This is a genomic window from Brevundimonas sp. TSRC1-1, from assembly GCF_049898245.1.
Lineage (GTDB): Bacteria > Pseudomonadota > Alphaproteobacteria > Caulobacterales > Caulobacteraceae > Brevundimonas > Brevundimonas mediterranea_A.
The window spans coordinates 374,933-391,742 of record NZ_JAFCXI010000004.1 but is presented as its reverse complement, the minus strand read 5'-3'; the positions used below and the strand labels follow the sequence as shown (position 1 = coordinate 391,742).

14 protein-coding genes, 1 tRNA gene and 1 riboswitch are annotated in these 16,810 nt (G+C 69.1%); of the genes, 7 read left to right on the top strand and 8 right to left on the bottom strand.

The window, feature by feature from the left end:
* Positions 1 to 92: 92 nt before the first annotated feature.
* Positions 93 to 401, bottom strand: a complete 309-nt coding sequence (locus ACP7CK_RS15410) for a CsbD family protein (protein WP_035310390.1) — start codon at positions 399 to 401, stop codon at positions 93 to 95.
* Positions 402 to 618: 217 nt separating this feature from the next.
* Between ACP7CK_RS15410 and ACP7CK_RS15405 the strand changes: the two genes are divergently transcribed.
* The gene (locus tag ACP7CK_RS15405) at positions 619 to 1,383 is read left to right on the top strand and encodes an SDR family oxidoreductase (RefSeq protein ID WP_426026578.1); all 765 of its coding nucleotides are present in this window, start codon (positions 619 to 621) and stop codon (positions 1,381 to 1,383) included.
* A gap of 166 nt (positions 1,384 to 1,549) precedes the next feature.
* Here the strand turns inward: ACP7CK_RS15405 and thrB are convergent, their stop codons facing one another.
* Together thrB and ACP7CK_RS15395 are read right to left on the bottom strand one after the other, a co-directional pair.
* Entirely contained in the window at positions 1,550 to 2,506 is a 957-nt protein-coding gene (gene thrB, locus ACP7CK_RS15400; RefSeq protein WP_426026577.1) for a homoserine kinase, read from the bottom strand.
* 3 nt (positions 2,507 to 2,509) lie between these two features.
* The gene (locus ACP7CK_RS15395) at positions 2,510 to 4,255 is read right to left on the bottom strand and encodes a homoserine dehydrogenase (protein WP_372705295.1); all 1,746 of its coding nucleotides are present in this window, start codon (positions 4,253 to 4,255) and stop codon (positions 2,510 to 2,512) included.
* A gap of 415 nt (positions 4,256 to 4,670) precedes the next feature.
* Positions 4,671 to 4,787, top strand: a riboswitch (SAM riboswitch).
* Positions 4,788 to 4,867: 80 nt separating this feature from the next.
* On the opposite strand from ACP7CK_RS15395, the gene metX reads away from it, so the two are divergent.
* From metX to ACP7CK_RS15380, 3 genes are all read left to right on the top strand, one after another.
* Complete coding sequence (metX, locus tag ACP7CK_RS15390) at positions 4,868 to 5,908, top strand: homoserine O-succinyltransferase MetX (protein ID WP_008262267.1); 1,041 nt, start codon at positions 4,868 to 4,870, stop codon at positions 5,906 to 5,908.
* Positions 5,905 to 7,089: a cystathionine gamma-synthase gene (gene metB, locus ACP7CK_RS15385; RefSeq protein WP_426026576.1), complete on the top strand. Its 1,185-nt coding sequence runs from the start codon at positions 5,905 to 5,907 to the stop codon at positions 7,087 to 7,089. The genes metX and metB overlap by 4 nt, the downstream gene beginning before the upstream one ends.
* Before the next feature lie 52 nt (positions 7,090 to 7,141).
* Positions 7,142 to 7,216: transfer RNA gene (locus tag ACP7CK_RS15380), tRNA-Glu, on the top strand.
* A gap of 50 nt (positions 7,217 to 7,266) precedes the next feature.
* Here the strand turns inward: ACP7CK_RS15380 and ACP7CK_RS15375 are convergent.
* A complete protein-coding gene (locus ACP7CK_RS15375; protein WP_426026575.1) occupies positions 7,267 to 8,148 on the bottom strand; it encodes a hypothetical protein in 882 nt (293 codons plus the stop codon).
* Positions 8,149 to 8,476: 328 nt separating this feature from the next.
* Between ACP7CK_RS15375 and ACP7CK_RS15370 the strand changes: the two genes are divergently transcribed.
* Positions 8,477 to 8,743: a hypothetical protein gene (locus ACP7CK_RS15370; RefSeq protein WP_008262121.1), complete on the top strand. Its 267-nt coding sequence runs from the start codon at positions 8,477 to 8,479 to the stop codon at positions 8,741 to 8,743.
* A gap of 9 nt (positions 8,744 to 8,752) precedes the next feature.
* Here the strand turns inward: ACP7CK_RS15370 and ACP7CK_RS15365 are convergent, their stop codons facing one another.
* The 4 genes from ACP7CK_RS15365 to ACP7CK_RS15350 form a co-directional block, all read right to left on the bottom strand.
* A complete protein-coding gene (locus ACP7CK_RS15365) occupies positions 8,753 to 9,697 on the bottom strand; it encodes a hypothetical protein (protein ID WP_426026574.1) in 945 nt (314 codons plus the stop codon).
* A gap of 18 nt (positions 9,698 to 9,715) precedes the next feature.
* Positions 9,716 to 10,876 (bottom strand): glutamine-hydrolyzing carbamoyl-phosphate synthase small subunit, encoded by a 1,161-nt coding sequence (carA, locus tag ACP7CK_RS15360; protein ID WP_426026573.1) that lies wholly within the window; start codon positions 10,874 to 10,876, stop codon positions 9,716 to 9,718.
* A 100-nt stretch (positions 10,877 to 10,976) separates the two neighbouring features.
* On the bottom strand, positions 10,977 to 13,196 hold the full coding sequence (locus tag ACP7CK_RS15355) for a glycoside hydrolase family 3 N-terminal domain-containing protein (RefSeq protein ID WP_426026572.1): 2,220 nt from the start codon (positions 13,194 to 13,196) through the stop codon (positions 10,977 to 10,979).
* Positions 13,197 to 13,445: 249 nt separating this feature from the next.
* Positions 13,446 to 14,225 (bottom strand): ZIP family metal transporter, encoded by a 780-nt coding sequence (locus ACP7CK_RS15350; protein WP_035310226.1) that lies wholly within the window; start codon positions 14,223 to 14,225, stop codon positions 13,446 to 13,448.
* A gap of 67 nt (positions 14,226 to 14,292) precedes the next feature.
* Here ACP7CK_RS15350 and proB point away from each other — a divergent pair, with 67 nt between their 5' ends.
* Together proB and ACP7CK_RS15340 are read left to right on the top strand one after the other, a co-directional pair.
* Positions 14,293 to 15,462 carry a glutamate 5-kinase gene (gene proB, locus ACP7CK_RS15345; RefSeq protein WP_426026571.1) on the top strand — a complete coding sequence of 390 codons (1,170 nt, stop codon included), beginning with the start codon at positions 14,293 to 14,295 and terminating at the stop codon, positions 15,460 to 15,462.
* A complete protein-coding gene (locus ACP7CK_RS15340) occupies positions 15,459 to 16,775 on the top strand; it encodes a glutamate-5-semialdehyde dehydrogenase (protein ID WP_426026570.1) in 1,317 nt (438 codons plus the stop codon). Before proB ends, ACP7CK_RS15340 begins: the two co-directional genes overlap by 4 nt.
* Positions 16,776 to 16,810: the final 35 nt, after the last annotated feature.

The following is a 16,810-nucleotide window of genomic DNA, read 5'->3' as shown; positions in this document are numbered from 1 at the left end:
AGATATCTGTGGGCCCTTGCCTTGCCCGCCCCACCCGGCTCCGCGTCGCTTCGCCCCCCTCCCCCGCAGGGGGAGGGAGAGCGTTTTATTACCTACCGCCGCCGCGTCAGCATCCCGAGCAGCATCAGGCCGACGCCCGCCACCGACAGGGTCGTCACCAGCGGCCGCTTGCGCGCTTCGCCGGCCACGGCCCGCGCCTTATCGCGATAATCGACCGGGGTTTTCTCGACCAGCCGATCCACCGCGTCCATCGCCTTGCCGAAGGTGTCCAGCGACCGGCCCTTGGCGTCCTCGAACGCCCCCTCGACCTGCAGCTTCTGGTCGCCGACCAGCTTGCCGAAACCCTTTTTCGTCTTACCGGTCGCCTCATACGCGGCGCCCTCGATCCGTTCGTCGGTCATATTGAAATCTCGTCCTCGGGGAGCGCGACCCTCATGGCCGCGTAACCAAGAAAATCCCGGAACCCTCTTCCGTTCCAGCGACAAGGCGGCGCAGGCGCGGCTGTTCGGCTTTTCGATCCGACAGCCGGTTCCCGCCAGCCTTCGCTAGGCGCTCGGTGCAAAATCCAGCTGACCCGACGACTGCGGGGGCAGCCTTCATTTGCAAAGAGAATTCTCCATGTATCACCTCAAAGACAAAGTCGCCGTCGTGACGGGCGCCAGTTCGGGCATAGGTCACGCCGCCGCCCGACTGTTCGCCGCGCTCGGCGCCAAGCTCGTGGTCTCCGGCCGTCGTGACGCCGAACTCGCCGACCTGGTCACGATGATCGAGGCCGAAGGCGGGGAAGCGGTCTCGGTCGTCGGCGACGTCCGTGACGAAGCGACGGCCGTCGCCATGGTCCAGGCGGCAAAGAACCGGTTCGGCGGCCTGGACATCGCCTTCAACAACGCGGGGATCCTCTCCGAGATGGCGCCGACGCCGGACCTGTCCCTCTCCGGCTGGCGCGACGCTCTCGACGTCAACCTGACCGGCGCCTTTCTGTGCGCCAAGCATCAGATTCCCGCCATGCAGGCGCGCGGCGGCGGTTCGATCATCTTCACCTCGACCTTCGTCGGCCACACCGTCGGATTTCCGGGCATGGCGGCCTATGCCGCCTCCAAGGCCGGACTGATCGGTCTGACCCAGGTCGTCGCAACCGAATTCGGTGCGCAGAAGATCCGCGCCAACGCCCTTGTTTGTGGCGGCGCAGACACCCCGATGGGCCGCAGCGTTGCCGACACGCCCGCAGCCCTCGACTTCATATCTGGGCTCTACGCCCTCAAACGGGTCGCCCAACCCGAAGAAATCGCCCGCGCGGCCGCCTTCCTCGCCTCCGACGCCTCCAGCTTCATGACCGGAACGGCGACCCTGGTGGACGGCGGCGTGTCGATCTGCCGGACCTGATCGGGCCCATGTTGATCGCCTCTCCCCGTCAAGGGGAGGGGCTGCGCCCGCCGCCGCCCCGGCGAACTTGCACTCTTTTGCACGTTGCACCGTCTTTTCCGCCCGATGCAATTTCATCGCCGCGCGAAACATTAGACGAAAATAGACTCCATTTTCTTGAGCCTAATCAGGCCGTCTCCAGCGCCCGCCAGTGGTCCATGCGACGCAGGAAGACCGCCGGATCCTTGGGCGTCACCAGTTTGGACGGGTCGTGGAAGATGCGGTCGTGCAGGCGGGTGACGGTGAACCTCAGGGCCGCCGCCTCGCCCAGGCGCGGCAGGGCCGACCGTTCGGCCTCGCTCAGCGGCCGCACCGCCTCATAGCCGCGCTGGAAGGCGGCCAGGGCGTTGGGCATGGCCCGGCCCTCGGCGTCGAACCCCCAGGCCGACAGGGCGATGGCCAGGTCGTAAACCAGGGGGCCGGTGCAGCCGAAATAGAAGTCGATCACGGCTGAAACAGCGCCGTCTTCGAACAGGATGTTGTCGGGGAAATAGTCCGCATGGATGGCCCCGACCGGCAGATCGTCCGCAAACGGATCATCCAGCCGCGCCAGCGCCGCCTCGACCTGGTCCAGCAGCAGCCGGTCCTCGCCCGAGGCGCCCGCCGCGCACCGGTCCGCCAGCCGTCGCCACATGGCCGGACCGACCGGGTTCTCCCGCCGCCCGGCGAACCCGGACGCCGTCTGGTGCAGCCGCGCCAGCACCGCCCCCGCCGCCGCCTGATCGGCCTCTGACGGGTTCCTCAGCCAGGCGCCGGTCTTCCACTCGATCACCGCCGCCGCCCGGCCGTTCAGCCGCCCCAGCCAGCCGCCGGACCGGTCCTCGATCGGGGTCGGACAAGGAAAGCCCCGCCCCGCCAGATGGGCCGTCAGCCCCAGGCAGAAGGGCAGCGACGCCTCGTCCGTCCGCGCCTCGAACAGGGTCAGGACGAACCGCCGGCGGGCTGCCCCCTGCCGGGTCTCCAGCCGGTAGTTGGTGTTCTCCACCCCCTCGGCGATGGCGGTCAGTTCGGCCACCTCGCCCAGGTCGTAGCCGGCCAGGAACCGCCTGGCCTCGTCCAGCGATACGGGGGTGAAGACGGCCATGGCCTAGTTCAGGCCCGCGTCGGCGCGGCGGGCGCGCACGATCTCGGCCAGGTCGGCCATGATGCTCTCGGTCGTGGACCAGCGGCCTGCGCCCCGGCCCCGGCAACGCCACACCCGACCGTCGGCGCCGTAGACCTTCAGCGCATTGCCCTCGCCGCGCAGGCTGGAGAACAGCGGGTCGCCGTGTTCGCCCGTCAGCCTGACCGACGGCGCGATGACCCCGTCCTTCAGATGGGCGGCGCCGATCTGGCGCACCCCGCCGTCGGCCGATGTAGCCTCGGACAGATGGTCGCGCGGCACCTCGCCGTCGGGCGAACGGCCGAAGGCCTCGTGGCACAGCAGTCGCACCTTGGCGGCGGCGTCCAGACCCTCCAGGTCCGCCGACGGATCCTCCTCGGCGAAGCCCGCCGCCCGGGCGTCGGCCAGGGCCTCGGCGAAGGCCGCGCCGTCGCCCAACCGCTCCAGCATGAAGTTGACCGTGCCGTTCAGCACCGCCTCGAACCCGACCACCTCGCCGGCGGCGCGGGCCGCGCGCACCGTCTCGATCATCGGCGCGCCGCCCCCGACCGAGGCCGACCAGAAGATCCGCCGGCCATGGGCCTTGGCCAGATCCTGCAAGCCGCCGGGATCGCGGCTGACCGCCTGTTTGTTGGCGCTGGCCACGTCGCAGCCGGCCTCCAGCGCGGCGCGGATGACCGCATGGCCCGCCTCGCCTTCCGACAGGGCCTCCAGCACGATGTCCGGCTTCTTGGCCCAGAGGACGGCAGGATCGGCGGTGAACAGGGACTGGGGACAGGCGACGTCGCGGACCTTCTTCGGATCGCGCACCAGCACCCCGACCACGTCATAGCGCGGGTCGCTGAGCAGCCGGGCCAGGACCCCGCCGCCCACCACGCCGCAGCCGGCGACCGCCACCTTCAGCGGCGGCAGGGCCGGGGCCGGTCCGGGCGGCGCCGACTTCTTGCCGATGACCGTGCCGTCGGCCCTGTCCAGGGCCGCGACCTCGATCTCCACGCCCCGGCTTTCGCCCAGGTCGATGGCGTCGTGCTGGACCAGGGCGCCGCCCAGCTTGCGCGCCACGTCCCAGGACGCCCGGCGATAGCGCAGGGCCGGGGCCGTCCGATCGTTCGGATCATGGTCGTACAGGCCGTCGACATCCTTCACCAGACGCACCTTCTTCAGGCCCAGTTCCGCCGCGAGGAAGACCGCCGTCAGGTCCGAACCGCCCCGGCCCAGCAGGGCGATCCGCCCGTCCGGCCGCACCGCGCCGAAGCCGGGCACCACCACCACCTCGTGTCGGTCCAGCGCCTGTTTCAGATGGTCGGGCCGCAGGCCGCAGGGGCGCGAATGCTCGGGCTCGCCCTCGGCGACGATGCCCAGTTCCCGCACCGACAGGGCGCAGGCGTCCAGGCCGATCCGGTCGCAGGCGATGGCCACCAGGGCCGCCGACTTCTCCTCCCCCAGGGCCACATAGCCGGGCAGCAGGTCGTTGGAATGGGCCAGGCCCAGCGCCCGCGCCTCGCCCAGCATCTGGTCCGTCGCCCCGCCGAAGGCCGAGACCACCGCCACCACCTTGCGCCCCGCCCGCACATGGCCATAGACGGCCGAGGCCACCAGCGGCGCCTCCGCCGGGCTGCGCAGGATGGACGAGCCGAACTTCAGCACCACCACTTCGGCGGCGGCTGCGGCGGGCCGACTGCTGGGATCGGGGTTCTCGGATTTCTCTACGACGGCGAGGGAGGCGGACATTGGGGTTTCTCGGGAATGTTCGGAAGGGGTGGGGTGAATAGAAAAACCCCGCCAGGCGGACCGGGCGGGGTTCGGGTTCTGCGGTTGCCGGGGTTCGGCGCGCTAAACTCGTCCCGCCCGTGAGGGCATGGTGATGGTGGTGGTTCCGCCGGTGGTAATCATGCCGAAGCCCGTCGCGGCGAGGCCGGCGACGGTCGAAAGTTCGGCGATGAGGAAGCGCTGTTGCACAGGGCTGGTCCGGTTGAAATCTGCCCCTAGGGTGGTCGGGGCGCCCCCACACTGTCAAGTCGCATTGGATGATTTTTTCACGACAGACGGTTTTTGGTCCGATTCAAGCCCGACGCCCGCAGCGGCCGTCGCGACCGGGGTCGAATTTTTCGCTTGACCGGCGCCATGGGTTTCATCAACGTAAAGTCACTCATCAAGACCGGCTGAGGGATTAGGCCCTTTGACGCCGGGGCAACCATCGGGTTTCACCACCCGAAACGGTGCCAACTCCTGCGGGGTCCTTCGGGGTCGCGAGAGATGAGTGGAGCATCGGTCGAGTCGACGCTCCACGATCTGTCACCGCATCGAGCCTTGCTGAGGCGAGACCGATGCGGAAGACGATTGATGACCCTGGCTGAAACATCCCTGCTTGAAGAGCCCGCCTGTCGGCCCGCGCCGTCGGCTGCGCCCGTTCGTGAACGCGGCGGCGCCCGCGACGTCATCGTCTCCATTCCCGCCGACTTCCGCCTGGCCTCGGGCGAAAAACTGAGCCAGCCCAATATCGTGGGCCGCATCCACGGCCGCGCCGGCGCCCCGGTCGTCGTCGTCGCCGGCGGCATCTCGGCCGGCCGCTTCGTGCACCGGACCGAGACCAACGGCCTGGGCTGGTGGTCGGGCGCCGTGTCGGTGCGCGGCCCCATCGACCTGTCCCGCCTCCAGGTGCTGGCCGTCGATTTCGCGCCGGGCGCCGAGTTCTCGGACACCCCCGTCACCATCACCACCCACGACCAGGCGCGTCTGCTGGCCCTGGTGCTGAACCACCTGAAGGTCGAGCGGGTCGCCGCCTTCGTCGGCTGCTCCTACGGCGGCATGGTCGGCCTGGCCTTCGCCGAACTGTACCCCGACTGGGCCGAGCAGCTGATCGTGGTCTCGGCCGCCCACCGCGCCCATCCGCAGGCCACCGCCTGGCGCGGCATCCAGCGCCGCATCCTTCAGTTCGCCGTCGCCGCCGGCCGCCCCGAGGAAGGCGTCGCCCTGGCCCGCGAACTGGCCATGACCACCTATCGCACGGCCGAAGAGTTCAACGACCGGTTCGAGACCACCGCCCCAGACGCCGTCGGCGGCGCCTATCCCGTCTGCGACTATCTGACCGCGCGGGGCCAGGCCTACCGCACCCACACCACCCCGGCCCGCTGGCTGTCGATGTCCGATTCCCTGGACCGCCACAGCGTGACGCCCGAGGCCATCTCCACCCCCGTCACCCTGATCGGTTTCACTTCCGACCGGCTGGTGCCGATCGACGACATCCGCGAACTGGCCGCGCGGTTGCCGACCCTGTGGCGCTTCGTCGAGGCGCCCTCCCTGTATGGCCACGACGCCTTTCTGAAGGAGGACGCCTTCGTCGGCGACATCCTCCGCGCCGCTTTCAAGGACATCAAAGCATGACCGCCCGCCGCCCTGCCGACCCGCACACCATCGCCGCCCGCACGGGCGTGGATACGGACACGGCCCACGGCGCGGTCATGCCGCCGCTCTATCTGTCGTCCAACTATTCCTTCGCCGGTTTCGAACAGAAGCGGAAATACGACTACAGCCGCTCGGGCAACCCCACACGCGACGTCCTGGCCGAGACCCTGGCCGAGCTGGAGAGCGGCGCCGGTTGCGTCATCACCGCCACCGGCATGGCGGCGGTCGATCTGCCCCTGGCCCTGCTGGAGCCGGGCGACCTGCTGATCGCGCCGCACGACTGTTACGGCGGCACCTGCCGCCTGCTGAACGCCCGCGCCAGGAAGGGCCATTTCGACCTGCTGCTGGTCGATCAGGGCGATCCTGTCGCCTTCGAGGCCGCCCTGGCGCTGAAGCCCAAACTGGTCCTGGTCGAGACCCCGTCCAACCCCCTGCTGCGCCTGGTCGATGTCGCCGAGATCTGCGCCCGCGCCCATGCGGCGGGGGCCAAGGTGGTGTGCGACAACACCTTCCTGTCGCCGGCGCTTCAGAACCCGATCAAGCTGGGCGCCGACTTCGTCGTTCACTCGACGACCAAGTTCATCAACGGCCATTCCGACGTGGTCGGCGGCGCCGTGATCTCGGCCGACGCCGAGGATCATCAGACCCTGGCCTGGTGGGCCAACTGCACCGGCGTGACCGGCTCGCCCTTCGACGCCTATCTGACCCTGCGCGGGGTGCGGACCCTGTTCGCCCGGATCGAGCGGCAACAGGCCACGGCGGGCAAGATCGCCGAACGGCTGGCCGCCCACCCGGCGGTCAAGGTGGTTCACTATCCGGGCCTGGCGTCCCACCCCAACCACGCCCTGGTCGCCGCGCAACAGGCGGGACCGGGCGCCATGCTCAGCTTCGAGCTGGAAGGCGGCACGGACGCCGTGCGCGACCTGGTCGAGGCGCTGGAGATCTTCACCCTGGCCGAATCCCTGGGCGGGGTCGAAAGCCTGATCGCCCACCCCGCCACCATGACCCACGCCGCCATGACGCCCGAACAGCGCGCGACCGCCGGCATAAGCGACGGCCTGTTGCGGCTGTCGGTCGGGCTGGAACATGTCGAGGACCTGATCGCCGACCTCTTCCCCGCCCTGGACGCCGTCATTCCGGCCAAGGCGCAGGCCGCCTGATTTTTTGCTTGCAGAGGGGGCCGAACCGGGGCAAATGCGCCGCCCCGGCCGCGGTCCCTTCGTCTATCGGTTAGGACGTCAGGTTTTCAACCTGAAAAGAGGGGTTCGACTCCCCTAGGGACTGCCACCGGGTTTAAGGCGTTTGCAGGCGGGTGCGCCGCGTCGAGATCGGCAACCTCAGCTCAGTTCGCGGGCCAGGCGTGCCGCATCGTCTGACAGCTCAATCCTGACCGCGGACGAAGCCTCTTCGAAGGGGGACTTCCCCTTGGCGGTTCCGGTTCCGACAGCGCTTTGATCTTCCGGCTTCAGCGCGTCCGAGTGATCCTTGGCGTTCAGCAGCAGGGTCAGGGCGGTGCTGGCCCTGTCCGTCGGGTTTTGCGCCATAAGGGCCTTGGCGTCCTCAGAAAGGTCGATCTTGACCGCCGCCGGGCGGTCGTCGAACAAGGCGTTGGCCTTGGCGACCCAAGCCTTGGTCGCATTCCGATCCACCTTGTCGAGTTTGTCGAACTGATCGCTGAGCTCGATCAGCGCGGTCAAGGCGGCGCTGCCCTTCCCCGTGGGCCTGCCTTCAAAACTCAGTTCGCCGCTTTCACGCGCCGCTTCGATCCGCTCGACCATCTTAAGCTGAGCCTCAACCCTCGCCAGCCAGTCGCCGGGCGTATCGCTGTAACCCATTGTGTAGGTGAGCTTGTCGTCATTCGACATGGATTTGAAATGACTGATCTGAAGCTTCAGCCTGTTTGAATATCCATGAGCCGAGTCTTCCGGAAGCGACTTGGACATTTGATGAATCTGGGCTCTTAGTTCGGATCCACGCTTTACGAAACTTCCAGAGGTAAAACTGTTGCTTCGCATGTAATCTAACGTCGCGGCGTTGTATTTGGCCTTAAAATTCCACCCTAGCTTGGTGAAGCTCTGGTAAGCGGCGGCCTTCTCCTCCGCAGTCACCGTCCCGGTCTCGTCATTCATGGTGTCGAGCATCGATTTTACGGCAGGATCGACCTTGCCATTGTCGCCCCAGGTCGGCGCAACGGTTGTGGCGCTTGTAATCGTGGTCATCACGAAGCCTCGCTGTCGAAATCAGGCGCTGGCGCGCAGTGCTGCGACCATAGACCTCAGGTTGCGCTTCGAATGTTAAAAGGAAATGATCGGATCTGAATTCGGCGGCGTAACTGCGAGTGCGTTCGCGGACGTCCTGACGACGCACTCTGCAATCCCTCCGACCACGGTTAATCAATCCCCAACCCCTTTGGCCGGATTGAGGCAGCAAGCCTTTCGATTCGCGGACCTTTTTCGGACACGCTCGGGAACTATCCACAGAGGGAGTGGTTCATCCACAGACCCCTGGTGCAGAAGCGCCCCCTCTCCTCATCCCCAAGAGTGGTTCATGTTCATCGCCATCGCCCGTCCGGCGGTGGAGCCCCAAGGCCCCGATCTCGTCGCTGTCCCCGGCTCTTCCGCCATCCCCGAACCGACGCCCCGCGCCCTGCACGCGCGCCTTCTGGAAAACGCCGCCCTGAGACGGATGCGTGGCCAGGAACGCCGCCGCGAGCAAAGGCTCGATGACGCCGACTACTGGCTGCACGCCGCCCCCATGGCGGTGCAGAAGGCCAGCGCCCTGCGCGAGGACAAGAGTTTCGCGCCCCTGCCCTAACAGAAAGCCCTAACGCAGTTCCGGCGTCCGCCGCCGCAGCGAGGCCGTCAGCTTGGCCAGCTTCTGGCCGGCCGACTTGGGCCGGACCCGTTTGCGGTGTTCCAGTCCGCCGCCCCAGCGGTCGTGAACGGCCGTGTCCAGGTGGGGATGGCGGTCGTGCTGGTGGACGATGGGGCTGATCGTCCCGTCCGGATTGACCACCTGGCCGTCGCGGAAGCCCAGAGCCTCGCCGGGCGTCAGGCCCAGGGTGGCCGCGCGGCCGTAGTTGGGCCGGAGGATCGCGGCCGTCAGCCCCTGATGGATCGCCATGTTGAAGGCCGCCTGGTCGGCGCCGAAGGCCCCGCCGATCTCGGACCGGGGCGTGGCCGCCAATGACAGGATCAGCCGCGACAGACGCGCGACCTCGGCCCGAGGCCCCAGCACGGTCCCGACGCACAGACAGGGTTTGTCGCCCAGTTGCGCAGCCTGGGCCTCGCCGAACAGGGCGCGCAGATATTTCATGTTGAAGCCGTGGTCGGCCAAGGGCGTCTCGGCCTCGATGAAGGCTTCCAGCCCGTGCGGCGCGGGCGAAAAGGGCGCGGCCTGGAAGATGACGTCACGCACGTCGCAGGCCAGGCCCGCGCCGGGCCGGTCGCCCAGCAGGCCGGCGAAGGCGACGAACCTCTGCATCACCGGATGGGGCGCCCAGCCCCGCCACACCGGCGCATCGACGGCGGTCACGTCATTCTGGGCCAGGAAGGCGCGCAGGTCGGGGTCGGCGTCGACCACCAGAGCGACCGGGCCGTCGAACACCGCCCGCAGGGACAGGACGAAGGGGGCGATGTCGGCGGCGTCATAGCCGGTGGCGTAGCCGACCACCGCATCCCCGTCAGGCAGGGGTTCGGTCCGGCGTCCGACCTCCAGCGCCTGGGCCAGCCAGTCCAGATAGTGCGACCGGACCGCCCCCCGTCTCATGACATCAGCTTCATGGCGTCAGCGCGGACCCATCAGGTCGGCGAACCGGTCGAACAGATACAGGCTGTCGGCCGGACCCGGCGAGGCCTCGGGGTGGTGCTGGACGCTGAAGATCGGCTTGTCCTTGACGGCGATGCCGCAGTTGGTGCCGTCGAACAGGCTGACGTGGGTTTCGGTCACGGCGTCGGGCAGGCTGTCGCGATCCACGGTGAAGCCGTGGTTCATCGACACGATCTCGACCTTGCCGGTGGTCAGATCCTTGACCGGATGGTTGGCGCCGTGGTGGCCCTGTTCCATCTTCACCGTCCTGGCGCCCAGGGCCAGGGCCAGCATCTGGTGGCCCAGGCAGATGCCCATCAGGGGCTTGCCGCTGGCGACCAGTTTCTGGATTTCAGGCACCGCGTATTCGCCGGTCGCGGCCGGATCGCCCGGTCCGTTCGACAGGACGACGCCGTCGGGATTGCGGGCCAGAACCTCTTCCGCCGTCGTCGTGGCGGGGACCACGGTGATCTTCGCGCCGGTCGAGGCCAGGGCGCGCAGGATGTTGCGCTTCACCCCATAGTCGATGACGACCACCTGCTTGCGGCCTTGGGTCTTCGGGTGGCCCTCCGGCCATTCCCACAGACCCTCGTCCCATTCAAACGCTTGCAGCGTCGAGGCGGGCTTGGCCAGGTCCAGACCGACCAGGCCGGTCCAGGCGCGGGCCTGGGCGACCAGGGCGTCCAGGTCGAACTCGCCGTTCGGGTCATGGGCGATGACCGCGTGCGGCGCGCCCTTGTCGCGGATGATCTTGGTCAGGGCGCGGGTGTCAACGCCGGCCAGGCCGACGACGCCGCGCCGCTTCATCCAGTCGTCGAAACTGGCGTCGGACCGATAGTTGGCCGGATCGGTCGGCACGTCGCGGAAGATGGCGCCCCGCGCCGAGGTGTCCGAACCGCCGCCCATCTGCTCGATGTCTTCGACGTTCGTCCCCGTATTGCCGACATGCGGGAAGGTGAAGGCCAGGATCTGGCTCATGTAGGACGGGTCGGTCAGGATTTCCTGATAGCCGGTCATGGCGGTGTTGAAGACCACCTCGCCCAGGGCCGATCCGACCGCTCCGACGCCGATTCCCTGCAGGACCGTGCCGTCGGCGAGCGCGAGGACGCCAGTTGCGCCCGGAAGAATCTTGGTCGTCATGGGCGCGCTCCTACACACGAATCCCGCCCATATGGAGGCGGAAGACAAACGGCGGGGTCGTTAAGCCCTGCCGTGCGCCGGGTCAACGACCATCCGCATTCTACGCCGGGCCGACCAGACGGAACTGGGCCGCCGAACCGCCCTGGGCATGGGGCGCCAGCCAGAGATCGAACAGGCCCGGCTCGATCCGATACGTATTGTCCTCGCCGATGAAGCCCAGCTGGCGGGTGTTCAGGGTGAAGCGCACCGTCTCGCTCTGGCCCGGCCGCAGCGTCACCCGCTTGAAGTCCTTCAGCAGCCGCCCCGGCTGGGTCAGGCTGGCGACCCGGTCATGGATATAGAGCTGGACCAACTCCTCGGCGACATGGGCGCCCTGGTTGGTGACGGTCACGGCCACGTCCAGCGTGCCGGCCCAGGCCAGCTGGTCGCTCGCCATCTCGACCGGACCATAGGCGACCTCGCCATAGGTCAGGCCGTAGCCGAACGGATACAGGGCCGTATTGGTCGTCTCGCGATAGCGGGCCTTGTATTCCTCGATCGGCAGGTCCGGATTGGCCGGGCGGCCGGTGTTCTTGTGGTCGTAGGAATAGGGCTGCTGGCCCGACTTGTGCGGGAAGCTGACCGGCAGGCGGGCCGAGGGGCCGTGTTCGCCGAAGACGACGTCGGCGACGGCGTTGCCCATCTGCTCACCCAGGAACCAGGTGACGACGATGGCCTGGGCGTTCTTGACATTGCCCTCCAGCGCCAGGGCCCGGCCGTTGCGCAGCAGGATGACCATGGGCTTGCCCGTGGCGGCCATGGCGTCGACCAGGGCCTGTTGCGGGGCCGGGACGACGATCTCGGTGCGCGACTGGGCCTCGCCCGACATCTTCTGGCTCTCGCCGATGGCCAGGACGATGACGTCGGCGTTGGCGGCCGCACGGACGGCCTCTTCGATCCCGCCGTCCAGCGGGGTCTCGACGCCCGAGCCGCGCGCGACGGTCAGGGCTTGCGGATCGGTCATGGCGGCGCGGAAGCCGGCTTCCAGCGAGACGCGGCGTTCGGGCGCGCCCCAGATGGTCCACGGCCCCCAGACATTGTCCACGTCGTCGGCGAACGGGCCGACCAGGGCGATCTTCTGGCTCTTGTTCAGCGGCAACAGCTGATTGTCGTTCTTCAGCAGGACCACCGACTTGCGGCCCGCCTCGCGCGACAGGGCGATGTGTTCGCGCGACCCCACCACGGCCTTTTCACGCACCGGATCCGTGCCGCGATAAGGATCGTCGAACAGGCCCAGGGCCGCCTTGGTGGTCAGGAGACGGCGCACCGCCTCGTCCAGCCGGGCCATCGACACCTCGCCGCTGGCCACCAGGCTGGGCAGGTGTTCCAGATACAGGCCCGAGACCATGGACACGTCCACCCCGGCGTTGAAGGCGAGGCGGGCGGCGTCGCGGCCGTCCTCGGCGAAGCCGTGGGCGACCAGTTCCTGTTCGGAGGTGTAGTCGGAGACCACGAAGCCCTCAAAACCCCATTCGCCGCGCAGGATGTCGGTCAGCAGCTTGCGGCTGCCCGAGGCGGGCACGCCATTGACGTCGTTGAAGGCGCTCATGATCGACAGGGCGCCGGCGTCCACCGCCGCCTTGAACGGCGGCAGATAGACCCCGCGCAGCGTCTGTTCGCTCATGTCGGTGGTGTTGTATTCGACCCCGCCGATGGCGCCCGAATAGGCGGCCATGTGTTTGGCGGTGGCCAGGACGGCGTCACGGTCGTCCAGTCCCTTGTCGCCCTGGAAGCCGCGCACCCGGGCGGCGGCCAGCAGGTTGTTCAGCAGCACGTCCTCGCCGGCGCCTTCGACATTGCGGCCCCAGCGCTGGTCGCGGGCCACATCCACCATGGGGGCGTAGGTCTGGTGCACGGCCGAGGCGGCCGTCTCGACCGCAGCGGCGCGGGCGGTGCGATAGGCCAGATGGGTGTCGAAGGCCGCGGCCTCGGCCAGGGGCACGGGGAAGATGGTGGACAGGCCGTGGATCACGTCCGCCGCGAACAGCAGCGGGATCTTCAGCCGGCTTTCCTCCATCGCCACCTGCTGGATGCGGCGGCCGGTCTCGGCGCCGATGCCGTTGAACAGGCTGCCGACCTTGCCTTCGCGGATCAGGGCGGTGACGCGCGCGGGGTCCCCCGTGCCGTCCAGCGGGTTGACTGCGGTCGGCATCCAGCGGAACGGGTCGGCCAGCAGGTTCAGCTGGCCCGCCTTCTCCTCTACGGTCATGGCCGCGATCAGATCTTCGATCCGCTGGCGATGACGCTGAACGGCGCGGGCGGTTTCGGCGGTAGCAGGCATGGGGAAGACTCCGGCGCCCATCAGGGCGAGAAGCCCGAGGCCAGACAAGAAGTTTCGACGGGAAGCCGAAGGTTTTACAGGTCGCGTCTTCATGGGGCGCTCCTTCGGAAGGTCGGGCGGAAGATCGGCGGCGAGATCGACGGATCAGGCCGGGGAGGCATGTGGCCTAACCTCTGGCGCATGCCCCCGTCCAGACCCGCGCCGGATGTAAATGATGTAACTGACACGTCGGCGACCACCGCGCGCCCGTCAACCCAGGGCGATATCCAGGAACATCATGCCCACCAGGCCGATCATCAGACCGATCATCGAGCCGTCCCCCTTGGACTGTTCGCGGGTCTGGGGAATGATCTCGGCGGTGACGACATAGATCATGGCGCCGGCCGCCAGGCCCAGGCCCCACGGCAGGGCGCCGGGCGACGCTCCCACGACTCCGGCCCCGATCAGACCGCCGACAGGCTCGACCAGACCCGACGCCAGCGCGGCCAGGAAGGCGGCGCCGCGACCATAGCCCAGCGAGGCCATGGCGGCCGAGACGGCCAGGCCTTCGGGCATGTTCTGGATGCCGATGCCCAGGGCGGTGGCCAGGCCCTGGTGCATGTCGCCGCCGCCGAAACTGACGCCGACGGCCGCGCCTTCGGGGAAGTTGTGCAGGGTGATGGCGATGATGAACAGCCAGATGCGACGGGCGAGATGCTTGGACTGGGCCGGGCCTATGGCCAGCATGTCCACGGGCGCGAACCGGTTCATCAGGCCGATCACCGTGGCCCCGATCAGCACCGCCGCCGCCATGGTCCCCGCCGCCCAGCCCTGGGACGCGCCCCCGGCCTGAAGCACGTCGACGCCCGGAATGATCAGCGAGAAGAAGGAGGCCGCCAGCATCACCCCGGCGGCGAAGCCCAGCAGGACGCTCTGGGTCTGTTGTCCCGGCCGTTTGACGAACAGCATGGGCGCCGCGCCGACCGCCGTCATCATGCCCGCCGCCAGACTGCCCAGGGCGCCGGCCGCGATCGGGGAAAGGGATTCCATCATCCGCCTGCTGTGGCGGTGGATACGGCAAGAGACAAGCCCGAACAGTCGCGTTAGAGAAACCTTCATGTCCCAGGCCGCCGCCCTCCCCCCGCGCCCAGACTCCGCCGCCAGCGCCGCGTCGGCCCTGGGGGCGGCGCGGCGCATCGTGGTCAAGATCGGATCCTCGCTGCTGATCGACGCCGAAACGCGGCGGCCGACCCGCGACTGGCTGGCGGCCGTGGCGTCGGATCTGGCCGCGCTGAAGGCCGAGGGGCGCGAGGTCATCGTGGTCTCGTCCGGCTCCATCGCCCTGGGCCGGGGGCGTCTGCCGAAACTGGGGGCGCGGCTGGAGGACAAGCAGGCGGCGGCCTCGGTCGGGCAGTCGCTGCTGATGGCCGCCTGGTCCGAGGCCCTGGCGCCCCACGACCTGGTGGTCGGCCAGGTGCTGCTGACGCGCGACGACACCGAACGGCGCCGCCGCTGGCTGAACGCCCGCGCCACGGTCGAGGCCCTGCTGGGGCACGGGGTCATCCCCGTCGTCAACGAGAACGACACCGTCGCCACCGAAGAGATCCGCTATGGCGACAACGACCGGCTGGCGGCGCGGACGGCCCAGCTGGCGCGGGCGGATCTGCTGATCCTGCTGTCGGACGTGGACGGCCTCTACACCGCCGATCCGCGCCGCGATCCCAGCGCCGCCCACCTGCCCCTGATCGAGACCCTGAGCCCCGACATCCTGGCCATGGGCGAGGGCGCCAACGCCCAGGCCGGGGTCGGAACCGGCGGCATGGCGACCAAGCTGGCGGCGGCCCAGATCGCCCGCTCGGCCGGGTGCGCCACCATCATCGCCTCGGGCCAGGCGCTGTCGCCGCTCAGCGCCGTCCGGGCGGGCGCCCGCGCCACCCTGATCGCCGCCCCTGACGGACCGATGGCCGCCTATAAGCAGTGGATCGCCGGTAGTCTGTCGCCGGCCGGATCCCTGACGCTGGACGCCGGAGCCGTCACGGCGCTGAGGGCTGGCAAGAGCCTGCTGCCCGCCGGGGTCACGGCCGTCAGCGGCGACTTCGAAAAAGGCGACTGCGTGCGCCTGATCGACCCCGAGGGCCGGGCCGTAGGCGTGGGCCTGGCCGCCTACGCCGCCGACGAGGCCGCCCGCATCCGCGGCCGCCGCTCGGACGAGATCGAGGCCATCCTCGGCTATCGCGGCGCCTCGGTTCTGATCCACCGCGACGACATGGTTCTGGACGACCGATGACCGATCTTGAGACCCGAATGATGGACCTGGGCCGACGCGCCCGCGCCGCCGCCGTCGCCCTGCGTGACGCGCCGGCCGGCGCCCGCACCCGCGCGCTGGAGGTGCTGGCGCAAAAGCTGACGGCGGCCGAGGCCCAGATCCTGGCCGCCAACGCCCGCGACGTGGACGCCGCCCGCGCCAATGGCATGACCGAGGCCCTGATCGACCGGCTGGCCCTGACGCCCGCCCGCGCCAATGGCATGACCGAGGCCCTGATCGACCGGCTGGCCCTGACGCCCGCCCGCGTCGCCGGCATGGCCCAGGCTGTGGCAACCATCGCCGCCGTGCCCGATCCCCTGGGCGTCGAGACCGAACGCTGGACCCCCGCCAACGGCCTGGACATCGCCCGGGTCCGCACCCCTATCGGCGTGCTGGGCGTCATCTATGAGAGCCGACCCAACGTCACCGCCGACGCCGCCGCCCTGTGCATCCGCTCGGGCAATGCGGCCATCCTGCGCTGCGGCTCGGACTGTCTGCAGTCGTCGCTGGCCATCGCGGGCCTGATCGCCCAGGCGCTGGACGAGGCCGGCCTGCCCGCCGATGCGGTGCAGCTGGTGGACACGCCCGACCGCGCGGCGGTGGGGCTGATGCTGACCGGGCTGGACGGTGCCATCGACGTGATCATTCCGCGCGGGGGCAAGAGCCTGGTCGCGCGGGTCCAAGCCGAGGCCCGGGTGGCGGTGCTGAGCCATCTGGAAGGGCTGAACCACACCTATCTGCACGAAGCCGCCGATCTGGCGGTGGCGCGGGCCGTGGTGGTGAACGCCAAGATGCGGCGGGTGTCGGTCTGCGGCGCGACCGAGACCCTGCTGGTGGATCGGGCGGGGGCGGAACGCCTGCTGCCGCCCGTCGCCGCCGACCTGATCGCCGCCGGATGCGAACTGCGCGGCGACGCCGAAGCCCTGGCCCTGGTTCCCGCCGTGATCCCGGCGACGGAGGCCGACTGGACCACCGAATATCTGGCGCCCATCCTGGCGGTGCGGATCGTCGATGACCTGGACGGCGCCGCCGACCATATCGCCCGCTACGGCTCGGGCCACACCGAGGCGATCATCACCACAGACTCAGACGCCGCCGAACGATTTGCGGCGCGGGTGGACAGCGCCATCGTCCTGATCAACGCCTCGACCCAGTTCGCCGACGGGGGCGAGTTCGGCTTCGGCGGCGAGATCGGCATCTCCACCGCCCGCCTGCACGCTCGCGGCCCGGTAGGGGCCGAACAGCTGACCACCTACAAATACGTCGTGCGCGGCCAGGGCCAGATCAGACCCTGACCTTCTCCCTCCCCGTCCGGGGAGGGTGGCTGAGC

Excerpts from the sequence above, each read along its gene's own strand:
- ACP7CK_RS15365 (WP_426026574.1), bottom strand. The coding sequence starts at position 9,697 with ATGAGACGGGGGGCGGTCCGGTCGCACTATCTGGACTGGCTGGCCCAG.
- ACP7CK_RS15350 (WP_035310226.1), bottom strand. The coding sequence starts at position 14,225 with ATGGAATCCCTTTCCCCGATCGCGGCCGGCGCCCTGGGCAGTCTGGCG.
- ACP7CK_RS15355 (WP_426026572.1), bottom strand. The coding sequence starts at position 13,196 with ATGCCTGCTACCGCCGAAACCGCCCGCGCCGTTCAGCGTCATCGCCAG.
- ACP7CK_RS15375 (WP_426026575.1), bottom strand. The coding sequence starts at position 8,148 with ATGACCACGATTACAAGCGCCACAACCGTTGCGCCGACCTGGGGCGAC.
- carA (WP_426026573.1), bottom strand. The coding sequence starts at position 10,876 with ATGACGACCAAGATTCTTCCGGGCGCAACTGGCGTCCTCGCGCTCGCC.
- ACP7CK_RS15340 (WP_426026570.1), top strand. The coding sequence starts at position 15,459 with ATGACCGATCTTGAGACCCGAATGATGGACCTGGGCCGACGCGCCCGC.
- ACP7CK_RS15405 (WP_426026578.1), top strand. The coding sequence starts at position 619 with ATGTATCACCTCAAAGACAAAGTCGCCGTCGTGACGGGCGCCAGTTCG.
- metX (WP_008262267.1), top strand. The coding sequence starts at position 4,868 with ATGACCCTGGCTGAAACATCCCTGCTTGAAGAGCCCGCCTGTCGGCCC.
- ACP7CK_RS15395 (WP_372705295.1), bottom strand. The coding sequence starts at position 4,255 with ATGTCCGCCTCCCTCGCCGTCGTAGAGAAATCCGAGAACCCCGATCCC.
- ACP7CK_RS15370 (WP_008262121.1), top strand. The coding sequence starts at position 8,477 with ATGTTCATCGCCATCGCCCGTCCGGCGGTGGAGCCCCAAGGCCCCGAT.
- metB (WP_426026576.1), top strand. The coding sequence starts at position 5,905 with ATGACCGCCCGCCGCCCTGCCGACCCGCACACCATCGCCGCCCGCACG.
- proB (WP_426026571.1), top strand. The coding sequence starts at position 14,293 with ATGTCCCAGGCCGCCGCCCTCCCCCCGCGCCCAGACTCCGCCGCCAGC.
- ACP7CK_RS15410 (WP_035310390.1), bottom strand. The coding sequence starts at position 401 with ATGACCGACGAACGGATCGAGGGCGCCGCGTATGAGGCGACCGGTAAG.
- thrB (WP_426026577.1), bottom strand. The coding sequence starts at position 2,506 with ATGGCCGTCTTCACCCCCGTATCGCTGGACGAGGCCAGGCGGTTCCTG.